Below are 17,811 nucleotides of genomic sequence, written 5' to 3'. Positions count from 1 at the left end.
GTTACCTTCGGCGCTCGTTCGTGTCGCGCCTGCCGACGCATGGCGCGACGCTCGCACCGGAGGCCCGCCATGCTCGAGAATCACCCTTCGACCCACGCGTACGCGCTGTCCGACGCATGTATCCTCGTCGTCGACGATGACGCGCTCACCCGCTTCATTCTTGCCGACCAACTGGCCGCGCTGGGCTGCGGCCGCGTCGATACGGCGCCGGACGGCCCGATCGCGCTCGATTGGGCGCTCAGCCGCCCTTACCATCTCGTCATCACCGATCTTTGCATGCCGCATATGGGCGGCCAGGCGCTGCTCGCGGCCTTGCGCGCGCATGGTCTGGCGATGCCCGTCGTCGCCGGTACGGCGTGGCGCGAGCCGGCGTCGGCACGCGCGAGCGGCGCTCCGGCGGATGCATGGCCCTATAGAGCCGAGCCGCTTCCGGGATTCGCCGCCGTGCTGCGCAAGCCGTTTTCGATGACGCAGTTGCGCGCATTGCTGCACGCGCACCTCGGCAGCACGCCGCTTGACGCGGACGACCCGCGAGCGCAGAGCACCGCGCCCAGCGCGTTGCACGAGGCATTTGCCGCCGGCTGGCCCGACGACGAGCGCGCGTTACGCGCCGCGCTTGCCGTACCGGATGCCGATGCTTTCCTCGCGCGGCTTCATCGGCTGCACGGGGCGTTGGCCATCGTCAAGGCGGGGCGTGCACGCCTCGCTTGCGTGCGCTTGCAGCGTGACGTGCGTCGAGACGGTATCGACAAGAATGCACTACAAATCGAGCGCTTTTTGCTGCTTTGCGCGCGTATTGGCCGGCGCGCGAACGGCGCCTGACCGTGCCCGGCGGCATCGCGTGAACTCCCCAGGCGGCGAGCGGCACGCGGTTTGCTCGCCCGTCCTGACGTCCTGCGCGGTCGAACGCACATCGGCGGCAGCCTCGTGCCGCGCACACTGCACTGAACTCGAGCGTTGCGAGCGCGAGCCGTCGTGCGCCTCGCGGCCTTTTGCCTGAGGAGCCGGACGATGCCAACCGAGAACGTACTGCAATCCACCATCGACGCCATCGTCCAGGATGGCAAGGGCCTGCTTGCCGCGGACGAAAGCGGCGGCACGATCGCGAAGCGGTTCAAGACGATCGACGTCGAATCCACCGAGGAAAATCGCCGCGCTTGGCGCACCCTGCTACTGTCCACGCCCGGCCTCGGACAATACGTGAGCGGCGTCATTCTCTACGAGGAAACGCTCGCGCAGCAGGCCGACGACGGCGAGCCGTTGCCGAGCTTGGCCGCGCGTCACGGCATCGTGCCCGGGATCAAGGTCGATACGGGCAAAATCGCGCTCGCCCATGCGAGCGGCGACGAAATCACGCAGGGGCTCGATGGGCTTGCGGCCCGTTTGGAGAAATACAAGGCGCAAGGCGCGCGTTTCGCGAAGTGGCGCGCGGTATACAACGTGTCCGATACGCTGCCGAGCCGCTTGGCGATACAAGCCAACGCGGAATCGCTCGCGCGCTATGCGGCCATTTGTCAGGAGGCCGGCGTTGTGCCGATCGTCGAGCCGGAGGTGCTGATGGACGGCGGTCATTCGATCGACCGCTGCGCCGAGGTAACCGAGGCGGTGCTGCACGAGGTGTTTCATGCGTTGCACCGCCATGCCGTCGTGCTCGAACACATGCTGCTCAAACCCAGCATGGTGCTACCCGGCAAGGCGCACGGGCGGCAAGCAAGCGTCGAGGAAGTGGCCACGCGCACAGTGTCGGTGCTCGGCAGGACCGTCCCGCCAGCCGTCGCCGGGATCTACTTCCTATCGGGCGGACAAACGCCGCGGGAAGCGAGCGCTCACCTCGACGCGATCAATCGCACGGGACGGCGCCCCTGGCCGCTCAGTTTTTCCTATGGGCGGGCGTTGCAGGAGCCGCCGCTTGCCGCCTGGCGAGGCAAGCCGGAAAACGTGAAGGCGGCTCAACAGGCTTTGCTCGAACGAGCCCGCTTGAACAGCGCGGCCGCACGCGGCCGTTACGACGCGAAGGAAGAAACGCGCACGTAGGCGCCGGCCGGAGCGGGCGCCTCGGCGGTCGGTCAATGCTGCAACGCGAGTTGGACGACCTTCACGATCACAAGGCCGACCGCAACGACGAGATAACCGCGTAGCGCGCCCATCCACAAGCGTGTCGCAAAGGTCAGCTTCGGCTGTGCGAGTTCATCGAGCGGCGGCATGCGCCACGTGTCGCGCAAGGCACGATTCGCGGCGCGCGTCGCACTCGTCTCTTCCTCGGTCGTGGCGCTCGAGCGATCGCGGCGGCGCATGAATTCCGCACCGAGGTATCCGAGAGCGAACAAGCCGATGCCGCCGACGAGAATGCGCACGATCGTCTCGCCCGAGATGTCGGGGAAGACGGTCGCTGCCGTCAGGATGATCGAGAGGACGACGAGCACCGCGATGACCGCGCCCGTGAAGACGTTCAGGCGCTTCGAGTTGACCCACGGGCCGAGCACCGCCTTGTCGTTGCATAGCAGCAGCAGGAACACCGTCGCACTCGGCAACAGCACGCCGGCAAGCGTTTGCACGGCTTCGGTCAGGAGTCCCAGCGGACTGCCCGGCATCAACACGAGCGCGGCCGCGAGCGCGACGATGCCGAAGTAGACGAGGTAAAAACCCTTGGCGTCGAGCACGCTGCGATGCAGCGAATGGCGGATCTTGAAGACATCGCCGATCGCATAGGCCGTCGACAGCGAGACGGCCGCGGCGCCGATGATCGAGGCGTCGAGCAGCGCGACGGCGAAGATCGTTGCCGACGTTTCCCCGACGTATCTATGCAGCCCGGCGATGACGCCGCCGGCATCGGTGAACTGGCCGAACTCGGGGCGGCCGCCAAACAGCGCCGCGGTGAACGCCATCATCGCCACGGCGCCGACGATCACGAAGGCGATGCCGATCCACAAGTCGATCTTCTCGTACTTCATGAAGCGCGGCGTGATCCGCTTATCGATGACGTAGCTCTGTTGGAAGAACAACTGCCATGGCGCGACCGTCGTACCGACGATCCCGATGACGAGCAGCATGACATCGGACAGCTTCGAGCCGTGCGGCCAGGCCGGCATGAAAAAGTCGCGCGCGATCGTGCCCACGGGCGGATGGATCGATACGAGCACCGGCACGAGCAGCAAGCTCAGCAAGCAGAGCACGATGGCGAACCGCTCGAAACGCCGGAAATCGCCCGTACTGACCGCGGCCATCGTCAATACGGCGGCGATGCACACGCCGAGCACTTTCGATACGCCCAGGAAATCGAGGGCGAACGTGATGCCGATGAACTCCGTGACGATGGTCAGCGCGTTGAGCAGGAACAGGTCGATCACGCTGAATGCGCCCCAGAACTTGCCGAAACGCTGGAAGATCAGCCGCGCGTGGCCGACGCCGGTGACGGCGCCCAAGCGCAGCACCATCTCCTGATTGACGTAGAGCACGGGGATCAAGAGTGCGAGCGTCCACAGCAGCGTGGTGCCGTAGTTCTGGCCGGCTTGCGTATAAGTGCCGAAGGCGCCCGCATCGTTGTCGCCGACCATGACGATGAGTCCCGGGCCGAGGATGGCGAGTAGCGTGCGCAGCCGCGCGGCCCAGTTTCGGCGCGGCGCGGTGTCGTGATGGGCGATCGTTCCGAAAGCCCCTTTGATGTCGCCGGTGTGGGCGTCGTCGAGCACGGCGCTCCGTGCGGACGAGACGTTTGCAGGCGTGGACATTTTCGTTTTCCTTGGTATTGCTTCGATGTTTTATTTGCTGTTCGAGGCAGGCCGCCGGAGTTCCGACCGAGCGTTTGGGGGCAGCCCGCTTGTACCGATTGCCGATTGACTGCCGTTAAGCGGCGAGCCCGAATAGCGCTGCGATGCGTGCGAGGCAGCGCGCGGCGCGTTGCCGGACGCGGTGCGTCTGCGCGGCTCGCGCGAGCAGATCGGGGTAGTTGCCGTGTGCGTCGGCGGCGTGGGGCAGTTGCGAAACGAGAAGGGCGAAGTACATGGCGATTCCTTCGAGATCCAATGCGTGAAACCGGATAGGGCCTGAGACGAGGCCCGCCGGTCACGACTCGCTCATGCCGCGATCGCGCGGCTCATGAAGCGGGAAGGAACGCATGCGGCCTCGGCATCAGGCGATGCAGGCGGCATTCGCGGCGAGCGAACGCCTGATCGAAGATCGGCTAGGGTCGGGGTCGGTCACGGCAGACTCCTTTTTCGCGAAGCTCGGACGCGCTAGGCGCACGAACGTGTTCATCGGCGCGCAGGCGATGCGGCTTTAGGCAAGCGCAATGCCGGCGCGTACGTGTATCGCCGCGAGCGAACGCCGCTCGCGGCAACGCACCGCCCAGCGCGGCGAATGCGAACGAACGCAAGGCGGCGCCGAACGGCGTGGTGGCCATTCGAAATCGATGCGCGAAAAACGGGAAGAGACTGCGATGCGCACCGTCTGCCTGTTGGCATGACGGCGGCTAAAGGAAGAATTCAGCGGCGTCGTGCCGATCAGGCGGAAACACTGTTCGAAGGTCGACTACTGCAACTGTCCAAGGCATATGCCCCATTTGTGGAATTGATGAAATTTTAGTTGTCGCGCGGAACGAGCGTCAACCCGTAATTTCAGTCGCGCTTAAAAATTCGGTGTCCTTAAGTGTTCTTCCGCGCGCTTCGCCTTGCTCAGAGCTGAGGCGTGCGTCGTACGCCGCGCTTCGGCGGCGGTTTGCGCGCCGTCAGATTCGCGCAACAACGGCTGCTCATCATAGAGGTGAGCATCGGGTATCGACCGCAAATTCCGCTTGCGCCGTAAAAAGAGGTACGAATAGAATCCGCCCTGTTTTCAGTTCTCAGGAGAGTCCCTCGTGGACGCAAGCGGTAGTAGTCGATCTTGTTCGCCGGCCCGTGCCGGCAATTCGTTCGCAATCGCGCGTTAGCGACCTGGACTTTCCGTGCCGCTGACTCGCATTGCCGGGTCAGCGCGCTTCTAAGCCGAACGTCGGTGCGACGTTTTGTTCCGTAGCACGCTCCTATTTTTACGGCCCCCTTGCTCTGCTCTCGCTTGAGCACGCGTGGGGTGCCGCTCATGTATTTCGTTCGGCTCCCGGCCGGACGAACGGGGAGCTTTTATGCACGTCGAACGCTTCTTGCGCGTTTCGCGCGATTATCTTTGCGTACCGCGGGGCCCTCGCCCGAGCGAGTACGCTTACGCCTTTGCCATCAAAACAACGAATACAACCGATATGATTCGAGCCTCGATTTCAGCAGACATTCAGTCGACCGCCGTTGCGCCGGCTGTCCGCCGCGCACCCGCGCGCCTCGCGCCGGTTGCCGCCGCCGCGCTCCTAATGCTGGCGCTTGCGGGCGGCGCCTCGACGCAGGCGCATGCGCAAGGCGCTGCGCCCGCGGCCGATGCTTCGAACTCAACCGTCGATACGCAAGCGCAGCAAAGCGCCGCGGCGCCTAGCGGACTATGGGAGCGCACCACGCTGCTGGGCGACATGGGAGGATTGCGCACGCTGCTCGGCGCTCACGGCGTCACGTTCAGCGCGCAGGAAACGAGCGAGTTGTTCGGCAATTTTTCCGGCGGCACCCGGCGCGGTCTGGCGTACGACGGCGCGACCCAGTTCGGCTTGGCCGTCGATATGGATAAGGCGATCGGGCTGAAGGGCGGCCAGTTTTTCATCGATGCGTTGCAAATTCATGGCCACGGCATTACCGCCTCGCATTTGTCGACGCTGCAAAGCGCGAGCGGCGTCGAAGCCGAGGCGACGACGCGTCTGTGGGAACTCTGGTACCAGCAATCGTTCGGCGATGCGTTCGACCTGAAGATCGGTCAGCAAAGCCTCGACCAGGAATTCATCGTCAGCCAATACGCGAACACGTTTCTGAACGCGACGTTCGGCTGGCCCGTGCTGCCCGCTGCCGACTTGCCCGCGGGCGGGCCGGCGTATCCGCTGTCCTCGCTGGGCGTACGCGCGCGCTATAAGCTGAACGACGCCGTGACCGTGCTCGGCGGCGTCTTCGATGGCAATCCCGCTCCGGGCATCGGCGATGCGCAAAAGCTGAACGGCAGCGGCACGCGCTTCAATTTGCATAATGGCGCGCTCTTCATCGGCGAAGTGCAGTATGCGATCGGCCAACCGAGCGCGGGCGGCGCGCAGCAGGCCACGAGCGTCTTGCCCGGAACCTATAAATTGGGCTTCTGGTACAACAACGCGCGTTTCGCCGACCAGCGCGACGGCACGGACGGCCTTTCATTGGCCGATCCGGCTTCGAACGGCCAGCCGCGCATGCGTCACGGCAATTTCAGCGTCTATGCCGTCGCGGACCAAATGGTCTGGCGGGCGAGCGCCGATTCGGCGCGCTCGGTCGGCGTGTTCGCACGCGTGATGGGCGCACCGGGCGATCGCAACGCCGTCGATTTCAGCGCCAACGCGGGCGTCGTGCTGAAGGCGCCGTTCGCGGGCCGCGACAACGACTCGGTCGGCCTCGCCCTCGGCTACGCCGGTATCGGCTCGCACGCCGGCGCGTTCGATCGGGACACGGGAGCCGCGACGACGCCGGGCTACCCCGTGCGCAGCGCCGAGACGGTCGTGGAGGCGACCTATCAGTATCAAGTCGCGCCGTGGTGGCTCGTGCAGGCCGACTTCCAGTACTTCTTCCGCCCGGGCGGCGGGGTGCCGAATCCCGGCGCGGGCGGCGCTCGTATCGGCAACGAAGCCGTCGGGGGCGTCAGGACGGTGTTGACGTTCTGAGGTCTCGACCGTGCTCGGGCACGAGCGAATCGATCAGCGTGCGCATGCGGCGCCAGTGCGAGCCTTCCCAAAACACGCGCCGGCATACGTCGCACGTGACGAACTGCGAATGGCGCTCGAGCACGCCTTCCGGGGCGCGCCCGAGCGCCTGCGCTTTGTCGATGCGCCGCAGCGGGGCGTTGCATGCGAGGCAGAGCCGAAACGGGCGCACGCTGCCGGCCAGATCGAGGCGGTCGACGATCTCGCGCAATTGCGCTTGCGGCTTGAGCGCTCTGACGTAGCAGCCGTGCGTGATCGTGCGGCGCTTGAGCAACTCCCGATCGCGCGTGAGGACGATGCGCTCCTGCTCCATGGCGAGCGCTTCGATTTGCGCATCGGCAAAATGATTGTCGTAGAGCGTGTCGAAGCCGGCCAGGCGCAGCAGTTGCGCGAGCCCGCCCAAATGCGCATCGGCGACGAAGCGAACCGTACGCAGCGGGCGTTCTCGCACGCGTAGCAGCGGCGAGATGTCGAGCGCCTCGAACTTCGGATAGACGGCCACCCGATCGCCGTCTTCGAGCACGCGGTCGAAGCCGACCGATTCGCCGTTGACGATGATGAGTTCGACCTCGGTATGCGGCACGCCGAGCGCCTCGATCATATGTTTGGTCGTCGCGCAGTGCGCGCAGACGCAGCTAAAGGCGCGAGCGCGAAGCGGCCGGGCGAGAAAATCGTTCAGCTCTTCGTAAAACCGGAACGTGGCGGTGACGGTCGGCATGGCAAGAGTATGGCACCGCGGGCGGCAACGCGTGCGCGCCGCCGGGCACGTTCTCATCGATCGTGATTTACTTCCGCTCTTTGAGTGAAGGAGTCAGCAATGGATATCGGTTTTATCGGCCTAGGCAGCATGGGCCACGCGATCGTCGAAAACATCTTGAAAGCGGGGCATCGAGTGCGCGTCTGGAACCGCACGCGCGAGCGCGCGCAGCCGCTCGTGGCGCTGGGCGCGACCCTCGTCGACGCTCCCTCGGACGCCTTTGCCGGCGACGCCGTCTTTTCGATGCTCGCGGATGATGCGGCCGTCGCCGAGACGATCGATGCCGCGTTGCTCGGCGGGGCGCCGCGCGATCTCGTTCACGTCAACATGGCGACGATCTCCGTCGCATTGGCCGAGACGATGGCGCGCGATCACGCCGCGCGCGGGATCCACTACGTCGCCGCGCCCGTCATGGGTCGGCCCGACGTGGCGGCCGCCGGCAAGCTCACGATCATGGCGGCGGGCCCCGCCGAGGCCCTCGACCGCGTGCAGCCGATCTTCGATGTCGTCGGACAAAAGACGTGCCGCATCGGCTCGCTCCCCCAGCACGCGAACGTGATCAAACTCGCGGCCAATTTCACGCTCGCCTCGGCGATCGAAGCGCTCGGCGAGGCCGCCTCGCTGTTGGCCGGGTACGGCGTCGCGATGACCGACTACCTCGACGTCATCACGTCGAGCGCTTTCCCCGGCCCCGTTTATGCCGGTTACGGCAAGCTGATCGCGGAGCGCCGCTACGAGCCGGCGATGTTCAAGGCGCGGCTCGGACTGAAGGACGTGCGCCTGGCGATGGCGGCGGCCGAGGCAACTTCGACGCCGATGCCGCTCGCGAGCCTCGTGCGCGACAACCTCGTCGAGGTCATGGCGCGCGGCGAGGGCGAGCAGGACTTTGCCGTTCTCGGCGAAGTGGCGGCGCGGCGCGCGGGGCGCTAATACCGCGCCGAGTTCGTTGCGCCGCGGACATCCCACTACGAATCTCCGTACCAAAGGAGAGCGAGCATGCCCGCGGGACGCACGAACCGGAGATCGGGCGCATAATCGCCGGTTCACGTCCTTACCGGAGACTTCGCGTCATGAGTTTGCATACGTGGTGGCTGTTCGTCGCTACCGTTTTCGTCGTCAGCGCCATTCCCGGTCCGAATATGCTCGTCGTCATGACGGCAAGCGCCCAGCATTCGATTCGTCGGGCCGGGGCAACGATGGCCGGCTGCTTGTCGGCGCTCGTGCTCATGCTATCGATCTCCGCCGCGGGACTCGGCGTGTTTCTCAAGGCCTGGCCGACGATGTTCGACGCCTTGCGGCTCATCGGCGCGGCCTATTTGATTTATCTCGGCGTGAAGTCGTGGCGCGCCAAAGTCGATGACGACGCGAGTGCGGCGGCGCAAACCGCGCCCGGCGCCTCGGCCAAACCTTCGCGCTCGCTCGGCGCGCTCTATCGCAGCGGCTTTCTCGTTGCGAGCAGCAACCCGAAAGCGATCCTATTTGCCGCCGCGCTTTTGCCCCAATTCATCGACGCGTCCAAGCCGACGCTGCCGCAATTCGGCATCCTCGTCGCAACCTTCGCCGTGATCGAAGTGAGCTGGTATCTCGTCTACGCGGTCTGCGGGGCGCGGATCGGCACGACGCTCAGAAGCGGCCGCGTCGCTCGCGCATTCAACCGGCTCACGGGGGGCGTATTCGTCGGCTTCGGCGCGATGATGGCGCTCGTGCGGCACTGAACTCACCGCCATATGCGCCATATGGCGCGCTGGAACGAAAGAGGGGCGACGCAATCGATGCGTCGCCCCTTTTTGCCGGGCAGGTGCTTCCTCAGATCGACAGGCGGTCAATAGGCGAAATACGGCCCGGCCCCCGCCGGCGTGGGCTGTTGTTCGATCGCGGTGTAGACGCGGCGACCGTAAAAGAACGGCAAGCCCCAATCGAAGTCTTGCGACCCCACGAACGCGGGCCCGGCGAACAACGGCATCGCCGCCGCGCCGCCCGAGGCTTGCCAGATCTGCGCGGCATTGCCGACGCTGAACGTGACGCTGCTCGTCCGTCCGTCGGAGCCCGTGTTGACCGCACTGAACTGCTCTGTGCCGCTCGGGCAGTAATAGGCTTGATCGGGGCTAGCGCATGCCGACATCAAATTCGTTTCGAAAAACAGTCCCGTCGAGCCGCTGTCGATGAAGCCGCGCGTATAGGTCGTGCCGTTTTGCGCCGTCGTGAAGACGCCGCGGGCGGCATCGACGGCGATCACCTGCGCCGATGCCAGGCCGTTGTTGCTTTGCGTGCCGATCCCGAAAATCAACTCTCCGCTAACGCTGGCGGCGCCGGCGCCCGGGACGGCCGGCAGGCTGATGACGACGCCGTTGCCATCGGTGCCGAAATACGGCACGGGGTTCGCGACCTGCAACGATTCGGCCACGGCGGTCGGTGTGCAGTTAGTGCCTGAGCAAGTGTAATAAGTGCCTGCGATCGCTTGGCTTGCGCACGCCGCCCCGCAGTCGTGTTTGAACACGCCGATGCCCAGAATGCCATTGGCCGCGAGCGTGTTCGGCGTGTTGCGGGGCGCACCCACATTGGCGCACGTGCTCGGGACGGCGGCGTAATTGGGATCGATGAGTTGAATCGGCAGGGACCTGGCATGCTCGCCGCCGATCTGAACGTCGGCCGTGCGCACCGAGCCCCAGGTGTAGCCGTCGAAGAACTGCATGCATTCCGCGAGGGCGCCGCCGTTGCCGTTCGTCTGCTGCGGTAGCGCCACGGAAGCGGGCAATTCCGAGGCGAACACGCGCAGGCCCCAAGAGCCGGTATCGACGAGCACGTGGTCGATCGTCTGGCAGTTCGCGGTGCCGGGCGCGCAGACGGTGACGCTCACGAAGGGCATGTTCGGCACGCCGGCGACGCCGTGATCGACGGTGATCGCGGCGACATTGGCGGCCGGTGGCGCCGATGGCGACGCCGACGTATTGCTGATCGAGCCGGACGCGGAACCGGAGCTTGCGCCACCGCCGCCGCATGCCGCGATCGAACATGCGACGAACAGTGCCATCGCCCATTTGACGATTGTCGAGGTATCGAGTCGGAACATCGTTCGTACTCCTTAGCGAACGACGCCGGCATCGACACCGGCCGGTAGCGCATGGGGCAGATAGGCGCGTCCGGAGAAAGCGCGCAGGTGTCCGCCCGAATAGACGACGAGGTCGTCGGCCGACACGGCGAGCGGACTGCCTCCGCGCGTGGCGTTGGCCGTGGCGAAGCGGTCGAATGCCGCGCCCAGCGTCGTCTTCAGATCGGGGAGCGTGGGCCCTTCCCAGGCCACGCCGAACACGATCCCGTCGGCACCAACGTACTCGCGCACGAGCGTGCCGGATGGCAGCGAGATCGTATGGACGGCGTAAGCGCCTTGCACGATGCTTGCGTGCGCTATTGCCGTGAGGTGGGTGGCGTCGCTCGCGACGCTTTCGACATGCTGGCCGAGGGCGGCCCGAGCTTGCGGAGCGGCGAGGGTGCTTGCCGCGGCGAGCGCGACAGCCATTGCGCTCGAATAAAAATGCGATTTCACTGCGTTTCCTTCGTTCCAGATGCATCGGCGAGGCGCCTTCTTCTGCGTTGAACGGACGCGCGGCGCCGAACTTTAGGCTGAAGTAACGCATTCCCGCGGCGACGGGGCACAGACGGAGGGCAGTCGAGGCGAAAACTTCGGTGGAAGGCGCGTTTTAATGAGGGAGCGAGCGCGAGGCGAGGCGGCCGCGCGGGCTGGATCGAGGTGTTTCAATCGGACGAATGAAGCGTCTCGCCAGTCGGCGATCGAAAAAAATTTTTGCGTATGTCAGCAGAAACCCTTATTTTTAATCGAGCGCTGAAGTGAGTCTCCAAACGCTTGTTTGAATCGATGTGATCGGATCCGTGACAACGCGAAAGACCATAGGCGAGCCGAGCGCGAATCGCGCCGGCCTGCTCGATAGGCACTGTGCAACGAGGATGAAGCAATGAAATCCGATGGGTACGGCGCGCAAGCATCGCTCGCGAACGTAACGGACGAAAGTACGGAAAGACACGATTGGCATCGCCACTCGGACACAAGCGCGGCGCACGTGCCGTCCGCCGCCGCCCAGCATCGTAAGCGGGTGCTCATCGCGGATCGCGACGACACCGCCCGCACCATGCTGATCAACCTGGTCGAGAGTCTCGGTTACGAGGCGATCTCGGCGCGAGGTGTCGAGGAGGCGCTCGAGTTGGCGCGTCGCTCGCCGCCCGATGCGGCGTTGATCGATGTCGGCGCGCCGTTGCTGGACGGCTTGTCCGCGGCACGCACGATGCGGGAGCTGGTTGGGCAATCCGCATTGCTGCTAATTGCGCTGACGGGGTGGGGGCAGCCGCAGTACCGCGAGATGGCATTGGCCGCCGGCTTCGATGTCCATCTGGTGAAGCCGGTCGGCGTCGACCAGTTGGGCTTTCTGCTTTCGTTGACGCTCGTATGACGGGCGGGTTTTTGTCGCGATCTGTTGCGTGCGGGCAACGCGCGGGCGGTGCGTCAATAGGGTCTGTTGCATCGCATCAAACGGTTTGCTAGAGTGAAGTTGTCTCCTCCATGTCTCCTCTGATATGGATTCAGCCCGCCAGTTTGGCGGGCTTTTTTTTCGATGGGCGGTGCGATCGACAACCGTCGGTGAGTGCTGAGCTTCCTTGACCAGCCGTGCGAGCATCGCGCACAGTCTCAACTGAAAACTACGTACGAGCGAGTGCAAAAAACGTAGCGCCGCCCGGGAACCCGGGTCCCACCAGGAGTGGGAATTCCGCTGGAAGGTGGATAGAGAATCCCGCATGCGACGGCTGCCGAAAGGCAGCCGTTGGTCGTTGTGGGCTACTTCACCTAAAACTTATACGCCACCGCCACATAAGTGATGAGCGGGTCGGCCGTCAGTTGTGCCTTCGTTGTGCCGAGCAGCGTGCCGTCGGCCGCGCGCACATACACAGTCGAATTCGTCTTCAACGGAATGTAGGTGAGCGACGCGCTCACGCCCCAGTGCTCCGTGAAGTCGTACGAGGCCCCCACGTTGAATACCGGTGCCCACGACGGCGATGCCTTCGCCGATACGCTCGTCACCCCCGGTCTTGCCGCCCCGGCCGCCAGCACCGAGCCAAGATTGTTCTGCGTCGACGTGACGAAGTTAGGATTGAGCTCGATGTTCGTGAAGAAGTTGTACGACACGCCCACGCCGACGAACGGCCGGAATTTCGCGGTCGGCGCATTGAAGTAATACTGGATCATCATCGCCGGGCTCCATTGGCGCACGCTCTTGACGATCGGTTCGTTTGCCGGATCGTCGAGGTTCTCGGTGCCGAGCGCGGCCGCGGGTCCCGGCGGCACGATCGAGCCGCGCCCCTTCAGTTTGAACTTCGGCGGGACGCCGGCCACCGTGGTCATCGCGATATGGTCGGTCAGGAAATGACTGAAGACGAGTCCGAGCGTGTCCGCGTTCGTCGTCGATAGCCCCGTGCCCTGCGAGGTGAAGGCGCTCGGCAGCCGCAGCGGCGTATCGATCGGCTGCGGCGTGACGTACGTCGTCATCGGGGTGCTGGAGTCTTGCGGCATGATGTGAAACCAGCCCAGCGTGACGACGTTATCGCCCGCATGCTGCGCCTGCGCCGCACCGGCGAACGCGCCCAGCAACGCCGCGCACGCGGCGATTCGTGTTGTCTTATCCATGTTTCCTCCCTGTCTGCTTTTTTTATGTGGCCGTACTTCTCGCCTCACCTTGCGGGCAAGGCGAGCCGACGGCCGATGCCCAACGGTACGCGCTCGTTATTGGACGAACGCGTTGATCGTGAAGTAAGGCGATGTGTTCTCGTTGTAGAGATAGCCGAACACGCCGCCCGTGAAGACGAGCTTGCCCGTGGCCACATTCGACGATGCCTCATGAACGGCCGAGGTGACGACGCCCGGCACGAGGTTCGCGAAGCTCAGATCGAGCGGTGTCGCGAGCGAGGCGTTGGACGGCTGGTAGGGGTCGAGCATCGTCGCTTCCGTTCCTTCGAGCGCGGTCGCCCGATACGCGAACTGGCTATCCACGCCGATGTACTGGCCGTCTTGCGTGTCGACGGCAACCGGCGTTTGCGGCGCAAGGATGGAGATGCCCGATTCGTCGTCGGCTTGGAAGGTCGATGGATTCGCGTAGCCCGTGCGGATCAGGATCGGGACCAACTGATTGCGCAGCTTGCCGACGATCATGAAGCCCTTGCCGGCGGGCGTCACCGCGTTCGTCGCCTTGGCCTGGCTCTGAAACGCGTCCGTCTCGAAGGCGCCGCTGCCGTCGCTCGACAGCGCCCAGTTGGTCCCCGCCTGCTGCGTTTTGCCCGCGTTCACGCCGACGTTGTCGGTCTCGCTCCACGTACCGTCCGCATGGATCGTGATCGTCGCATCGACGGGCACGGTCGCGTAGTTCTGCGACGGAATGATGTGATAGCCGATCTGGTTGTAGCTTCCCGCGACGTTGGCGAGGTTCGTCTCGAGCGAAGAGAAGCCGATGAACGGGAAATACGGAAAGGACTTGTCGGGAACGGCGCCGAACCCGGCGATTCCGTTGTATTGGATTTCCTTGCCCGGAATCGTGCCGCCCAGCACGCCTTGGCCGACGAAGATGCGGGCGGGCTTGTTCGGATCGAGGCTCGCGCCTTGCAGGTAATACGCGCATTCGTTTTGCTTTTGCGTCGGCAGCAGCGTTTCGGCCGCCAGCGTGCCGCTTTGCGTCATGCCCGCGCGCGAGGGCGTGACGGTGCCGGTCGTGGCCGGGATCGCCGATTCGACGTAGGTCACCTGCCAGGTCATCTTCGTCGTATCGATCTGCATCTTCACGAGTTCGCCGTCGCCACCGCCGCCCGTGAAGACGGTGCCGTAGTCGAGCGAGGCGGGACAGAGCCGATCGGCGGCGGCAGCCGAACTGCCGGCCGCGCCGGTGGCGGCACTACCGCCGCCGCCACCTCCACCTCCGCACGCGGACAAGAAAGGCGCAATGAGCGCCAGCGCAAAAAGGGCGTTCCGGGTCATGACGTTCCTCCATTGGCTTTATCGTTATCGGGCGGCCGGCTCCCTGTCGGCCGCCGCTTCATTTAGTTTGTTCTCCTAACCGATCGTCGCTTGCGAGCGAACCTCCTTTACCTGGGTTTTGCGGCCGTCGTTGCGGGTGGCGATAGGCGTTATGCGGAGTAATTTCGTCGCGGATCTTTTCGCTGTCAATTGACAAAGGCGTCTAAAAAGCGCGATTCAAAAAACGCTATTCGAATGAGAACGAGAGGGGAAAAGGCGAGCAAGCCGATATTGAAACAAAAAACGCGTTTCAAGCGCTCGCATGCGGCGCGCGCGGTTGCGCGAGCCAGCACGATGTTTGCAAGGCGAGGCTCGGGACGATTATGTCGCTTGGACCCTCTATTGATCGGATGATTGCGGCAGCTATTGCATTTCGCTCGACCGGGCGATTAGCCGCTGACGGTGTCATTGCGACGGCATACGCGCGCGCCGTAAAGTATCAAAAGAAAAGCCGGCATTGCCGGCTTTCGTCTTGCATTCGATGGGGTGCCGCTCTATATCAACGCTGCAATCCCGTTTGTTCGTCCGCGCCGATGCTCAGGTTCATACATTGGATCGCGGCACCCGAGGCGCCCTTACCGAGATTGTCGAGCCGCGCGACGGTAACGAACCGCTCCTCGTTGCCGAACACGAACAAGTCGACGCGATTCGTGTCGTTGTTCGCTTGGACGTCGAAGAAACCCTCGTCGAGATTGTCTTGGGCATCGAACGGGGCAACGCGCACGAAGGCTTCGTCCGCATAGTATTCGGCGAAGAGCGCTTGCACGTCGCGCGGACCCACGCGTTTGCCGAGCTGCTCGGGCGTGAAGTAGGTCGTGACGGCGAGGCCCTTGTAGAAGGGACCGACGATCGGGGTGAAGATGGGGGCGGCCGCGAGACCCGTATGCGCCGCCATCTCGGGCAAATGCTTATGGCCGAGTGCGAGCGCGTAGGCGCGCGGGCTTTGGAGCTTGGGGTTCGGCTGCGCGGCTTCGTAGTCGGCGATCATCTTCTTGCCGCCGCCGCTGTAGCCCGTGATGGAGTAAGCGTGCGCGGCGAAATCGCGCGTGACGAAACCGGCGTCGACGAGCGGGCGCATGGCGAGCACGAAGGCCGACGCATGACAGCCCGGCACTGCGATGCGCTTGGCGCTGCGCAACCGTTCGCGCTGCGCCGGCGCGAGCTCGGGCAGCCCATAGGCCCAATCGGCGTGGGTACGAAAAGCGGTGCTTGCGTCGATGAGCACGGTGTTGCCGTTTTCGACGAGGCTCGCCGATTCGCGTGAGGCGACGTCGGGCAGACACAGGAACGTGACGTCCGATGCGTTGATGAGTCGGCGCCGCTCGTCCAAATCCTTGCGCTTCGCCTCCTCGATGCGGAGCACTTCGACGTCGGTTCGGCGCGACAGGTATTCGAAAATCTTCAGACCCGTCGTGCCTTCCTGTCCGTCGACAAAAACCTTCGTGCTCATTTCGATCTCGCTATGTGGCCGGTGAAAGCGCCGCCGCAACGGCGCCAAAGCCATGATTTTACGGGTTGTTAAGCGAAATTGCTGTGAAAATTCGATGCGGCGCGGCATCGCCGCGGGGCCGCGGCTCGCGCTTCGCGTTCAGCGTTGATACGTGACCGTGAGGCTGGCCTTGGCGAGCATCGCGGTATTGATCTCGTGATCGAACATCAGCGCGTGGCGCCCTGAACCGAGGCGCAGATCGGCCGTGTTCAGCGCGAACACGGTCACGATGTAACGATGCGGCTTGCCCGGCGGCGGACACGGACCGCCGTAGCCGGTGTCGCCCCAATCGTTGCGCGCTTGCATCGCTCCAATGGCATTCAAGTAGCCCGAGGCGCTCGCGTTTGCCGGCAACGTGGTCACGCTAGGCGGAATGGCGGCGACGGCCCAGTGCCACCAGCCGGGGCCGGGGGCGTCGATATCGAAGACGGTGACGGCAAAGCTCTTGGTCCCGGCCGGTGCGTTGCGCCAAGAAAGCTGCGGCGAAACGTTCTCGCCTTTGCAACCGCTGCGGTCATAAATCTGCGCCTTGCCGATCGCGGCTCCGTCTCGTAGGTCGCTGCTATGAAGAGAGAAGGTCCCTTGCGCCGCCGCCGTGCTCGCCCCGGCGGCCAGCACGACGGCGGAGACGACGAAGACGGACGCGGCGGCGGCCGCCCGGCCTCGGGACGAGAACATGAGCCAAACCGATGCGACGCGTTCGCGATAGTTGCGCATGAACCGATCTCTTCTTGGGCGGGAGGGACCTCGTTGCGGCCGAATATTCGCCGACATCGCGCTGCCTTGCGCTAGCCAGTCTAACATCGGCCGCTCGCCATCGTGGCGTCCGAATGCCCGCCGCGCGGGGCACCGGATGAGCGCGTGTCTCGTTATCCACGGCCGGGGCGATCGGCCAAACGTATCGGTATCGGTCTTATGAGCTCAACCGTCTCGCGTTTTACCCTTGGCGGCGCGCCTTCCATGCGCCGCACCCGAGTCGTCGCCGCCGACGACCATCCTGTCATCTTGCTCGGGGTGCGCCATGCGCTCGACGCGTTCGACGATATCGCGCTGCTCGCGCAAGCGCGGCAATCGACCGAGCTCGTTGAGTCGCTGCGTCGCATGCCGGTCGACGTCGTCGTCACCGATCTGGCGATGCCGTGCGGTCGCTACGGAGACGGTTTAACCCTGATCGGCTATTTGCGGCGGCATTTTCCGACCGTGCGCATCGTCGTTTTGACGATGCTCGGCAACGGCGCGCTGCTCAGAGGCTTGTTCGAGGCGGGCGTGGCCGCCGTGGTGGGCAAGGGCGACGATCTAGCTCATATCGGCCTTGCCGTGCGCCACGCGATGAAGGATGTCCGCTACGTCAGCCCTTCGCTGCGCGCGGTGCTCGAGCGCGGTGCGGCGCGCAACGGCCGGGCGAACGATCCCATCGCGTTGTCGCCGCGCGAGATCGAGGTGCTGCGTCTGTTCGCGTCGGGCCTGAGCGTCAGCGAAATCGCCGCTCGGCTCAATCGCAGCGTGAAGACGGTCAGTTCGCACAAGGTGGCCGCGCTGCGCAAGCTCGGCGTCGCGAGCGACGCCGAGCTCATCGAATATGCGCGGGCGAACGGCCTGGCGCATCGGGCCATGGACTATGGCGTCGCGTCGCACGAGGGCGAGGCGGGAAAGTTGGCCGTATGCGCGGGCGCATCGCCCGCGCATAGGTAGGTACCGAGCTACTCGTGCTA

The 17,811-nt window shown here is 64.7% G+C and carries 16 protein-coding genes; 7 read left to right on the top strand and 9 right to left on the bottom strand.

Going from position 1 to position 17,811, the window contains the following annotated elements:
* The first annotated feature begins 69 nt into the window (after window positions 1-69).
* Complete coding sequence (locus tag DXT59_RS17890; protein ID WP_162878129.1) at window positions 70-822, top strand: Hpt domain-containing response regulator; 753 nt, start codon at window positions 70-72, stop codon at window positions 820-822.
* Window positions 823-1,011: 189 nt separating this feature from the next.
* Window positions 1,012-2,034: a class I fructose-bisphosphate aldolase gene (locus DXT59_RS17885; protein WP_116138207.1), complete on the top strand. Its 1,023-nt coding sequence runs from the start codon at window positions 1,012-1,014 to the stop codon at window positions 2,032-2,034.
* Window positions 2,035-2,066: 32 nt separating this feature from the next.
* On the opposite strand, the gene DXT59_RS17880 is transcribed toward DXT59_RS17885, so the two are convergent.
* Both DXT59_RS17880 and DXT59_RS30710 read right to left on the bottom strand, forming a co-directional pair.
* A complete protein-coding gene (locus DXT59_RS17880) occupies window positions 2,067-3,728 on the bottom strand; it encodes an Nramp family divalent metal transporter (protein WP_116138206.1) in 1,662 nt (553 codons plus the stop codon).
* Window positions 3,729-3,843: 115 nt separating this feature from the next.
* Entirely contained in the window at window positions 3,844-4,002 is a 159-nt protein-coding gene (locus DXT59_RS30710) for a hypothetical protein (protein ID WP_162878128.1), read from the bottom strand.
* A 1,333-nt stretch (window positions 4,003-5,335) separates the two neighbouring features.
* Between DXT59_RS30710 and DXT59_RS17875 the strand changes: the two genes are divergently transcribed.
* Window positions 5,336-6,745 (top strand): carbohydrate porin, encoded by a 1,410-nt coding sequence (locus DXT59_RS17875; protein WP_420823399.1) that lies wholly within the window; start codon window positions 5,336-5,338, stop codon window positions 6,743-6,745.
* Here the strand turns inward: DXT59_RS17875 and DXT59_RS17870 are convergent.
* Window positions 6,723-7,502 (bottom strand): Mut7-C RNAse domain-containing protein, encoded by a 780-nt coding sequence (locus DXT59_RS17870; protein WP_116138205.1) that lies wholly within the window; start codon window positions 7,500-7,502, stop codon window positions 6,723-6,725. The genes DXT59_RS17875 and DXT59_RS17870 overlap by 23 nt on opposite strands.
* Window positions 7,503-7,601: 99 nt before the next feature.
* On the opposite strand from DXT59_RS17870, the gene DXT59_RS17865 reads away from it, so the two are divergent.
* Both DXT59_RS17865 and DXT59_RS17860 read left to right on the top strand, forming a co-directional pair.
* The gene (locus DXT59_RS17865; RefSeq protein ID WP_116138204.1) at window positions 7,602-8,471 is read left to right on the top strand and encodes an NAD(P)-dependent oxidoreductase; all 870 of its coding nucleotides are present in this window, start codon (window positions 7,602-7,604) and stop codon (window positions 8,469-8,471) included.
* A gap of 140 nt (window positions 8,472-8,611) precedes the next feature.
* Window positions 8,612-9,256, top strand: coding sequence for a LysE family translocator (locus DXT59_RS17860; protein ID WP_116138203.1), 645 nt, complete (start codon window positions 8,612-8,614; stop codon window positions 9,254-9,256).
* A 107-nt stretch (window positions 9,257-9,363) separates the two neighbouring features.
* Here the strand turns inward: DXT59_RS17860 and DXT59_RS17855 are convergent, their stop codons facing one another.
* Both DXT59_RS17855 and DXT59_RS17850 read right to left on the bottom strand, forming a co-directional pair.
* A complete protein-coding gene (locus tag DXT59_RS17855; RefSeq protein WP_116138202.1) occupies window positions 9,364-10,611 on the bottom strand; it encodes a DUF3443 domain-containing protein in 1,248 nt (415 codons plus the stop codon).
* A gap of 12 nt (window positions 10,612-10,623) precedes the next feature.
* Window positions 10,624-11,085: a DUF2844 domain-containing protein gene (locus DXT59_RS17850; RefSeq protein ID WP_420823398.1), complete on the bottom strand. Its 462-nt coding sequence runs from the start codon at window positions 11,083-11,085 to the stop codon at window positions 10,624-10,626.
* A gap of 427 nt (window positions 11,086-11,512) precedes the next feature.
* Between DXT59_RS17850 and DXT59_RS17845 the strand changes: the two genes are divergently transcribed.
* Window positions 11,513-12,004 (top strand): response regulator, encoded by a 492-nt coding sequence (locus DXT59_RS17845; RefSeq protein WP_116138200.1) that lies wholly within the window; start codon window positions 11,513-11,515, stop codon window positions 12,002-12,004.
* A 392-nt stretch (window positions 12,005-12,396) separates the two neighbouring features.
* On the opposite strand, the gene DXT59_RS17840 is transcribed toward DXT59_RS17845, so the two are convergent.
* From DXT59_RS17840 to DXT59_RS17825, 4 genes are all read right to left on the bottom strand, one after another.
* The gene (locus DXT59_RS17840) at window positions 12,397-13,233 is read right to left on the bottom strand and encodes an OmpW/AlkL family protein (protein ID WP_116138199.1); all 837 of its coding nucleotides are present in this window, start codon (window positions 13,231-13,233) and stop codon (window positions 12,397-12,399) included.
* 96 nt (window positions 13,234-13,329) lie between these two features.
* On the bottom strand, window positions 13,330-14,571 hold the full coding sequence (locus DXT59_RS17835; protein WP_116138198.1) for a DUF2957 domain-containing protein: 1,242 nt from the start codon (window positions 14,569-14,571) through the stop codon (window positions 13,330-13,332).
* Window positions 14,572-15,109: 538 nt separating this feature from the next.
* Window positions 15,110-16,060: an N-acetyl-gamma-glutamyl-phosphate reductase gene (gene argC, locus DXT59_RS17830; RefSeq protein WP_116138268.1), complete on the bottom strand. Its 951-nt coding sequence runs from the start codon at window positions 16,058-16,060 to the stop codon at window positions 15,110-15,112.
* Between the two features lie 138 nt (window positions 16,061-16,198).
* A complete protein-coding gene (locus DXT59_RS17825) occupies window positions 16,199-16,777 on the bottom strand; it encodes a YbhB/YbcL family Raf kinase inhibitor-like protein (RefSeq protein ID WP_116138267.1) in 579 nt (192 codons plus the stop codon).
* A 282-nt stretch (window positions 16,778-17,059) separates the two neighbouring features.
* Between DXT59_RS17825 and DXT59_RS17820 the strand changes: the two genes are divergently transcribed.
* The gene (locus DXT59_RS17820) at window positions 17,060-17,791 is read left to right on the top strand and encodes a LuxR C-terminal-related transcriptional regulator (RefSeq protein WP_116138197.1); all 732 of its coding nucleotides are present in this window, start codon (window positions 17,060-17,062) and stop codon (window positions 17,789-17,791) included.
* The last annotated feature ends 20 nt before the right edge of the window (window positions 17,792-17,811 follow it).

Source organism: Trinickia diaoshuihuensis (genome assembly GCF_003390925.1).
GTDB lineage: Bacteria > Pseudomonadota > Gammaproteobacteria > Burkholderiales > Burkholderiaceae > Trinickia > Trinickia diaoshuihuensis.
Note: the sequence above shows the minus strand (reverse complement) of the source record. Positions and strands in the feature narration are given on the sequence as shown.

Coding starts and splice junctions, on each gene's coding strand:
- DXT59_RS17890 (WP_162878129.1), top strand. CDS start 70: ATGCTCGAGAATCACCCTTCGACCCACGCGTACGCGCTGTCCGACGCA.
- DXT59_RS17885 (WP_116138207.1), top strand. CDS start 1,012: ATGCCAACCGAGAACGTACTGCAATCCACCATCGACGCCATCGTCCAG.
- DXT59_RS17880 (WP_116138206.1), bottom strand. CDS start 3,728: ATGTCCACGCCTGCAAACGTCTCGTCCGCACGGAGCGCCGTGCTCGAC.
- DXT59_RS30710 (WP_162878128.1), bottom strand. CDS start 4,002: ATGTACTTCGCCCTTCTCGTTTCGCAACTGCCCCACGCCGCCGACGCA.
- DXT59_RS17875 (WP_420823399.1), top strand. CDS start 5,336: ATGCTGGCGCTTGCGGGCGGCGCCTCGACGCAGGCGCATGCGCAAGGC.
- DXT59_RS17870 (WP_116138205.1), bottom strand. CDS start 7,502: ATGCCGACCGTCACCGCCACGTTCCGGTTTTACGAAGAGCTGAACGAT.
- DXT59_RS17865 (WP_116138204.1), top strand. CDS start 7,602: ATGGATATCGGTTTTATCGGCCTAGGCAGCATGGGCCACGCGATCGTC.
- DXT59_RS17860 (WP_116138203.1), top strand. CDS start 8,612: ATGAGTTTGCATACGTGGTGGCTGTTCGTCGCTACCGTTTTCGTCGTC.
- DXT59_RS17855 (WP_116138202.1), bottom strand. CDS start 10,611: ATGTTCCGACTCGATACCTCGACAATCGTCAAATGGGCGATGGCACTG.
- DXT59_RS17845 (WP_116138200.1), top strand. CDS start 11,513: ATGAAATCCGATGGGTACGGCGCGCAAGCATCGCTCGCGAACGTAACG.
- DXT59_RS17840 (WP_116138199.1), bottom strand. CDS start 13,233: ATGGATAAGACAACACGAATCGCCGCGTGCGCGGCGTTGCTGGGCGCG.
- DXT59_RS17835 (WP_116138198.1), bottom strand. CDS start 14,571: ATGACCCGGAACGCCCTTTTTGCGCTGGCGCTCATTGCGCCTTTCTTG.
- argC (WP_116138268.1), bottom strand. CDS start 16,060: ATGAGCACGAAGGTTTTTGTCGACGGACAGGAAGGCACGACGGGTCTG.
- DXT59_RS17825 (WP_116138267.1), bottom strand. CDS start 16,777: ATGTTCTCGTCCCGAGGCCGGGCGGCCGCCGCCGCGTCCGTCTTCGTC.
- DXT59_RS17820 (WP_116138197.1), top strand. CDS start 17,060: ATGCGCCGCACCCGAGTCGTCGCCGCCGACGACCATCCTGTCATCTTG.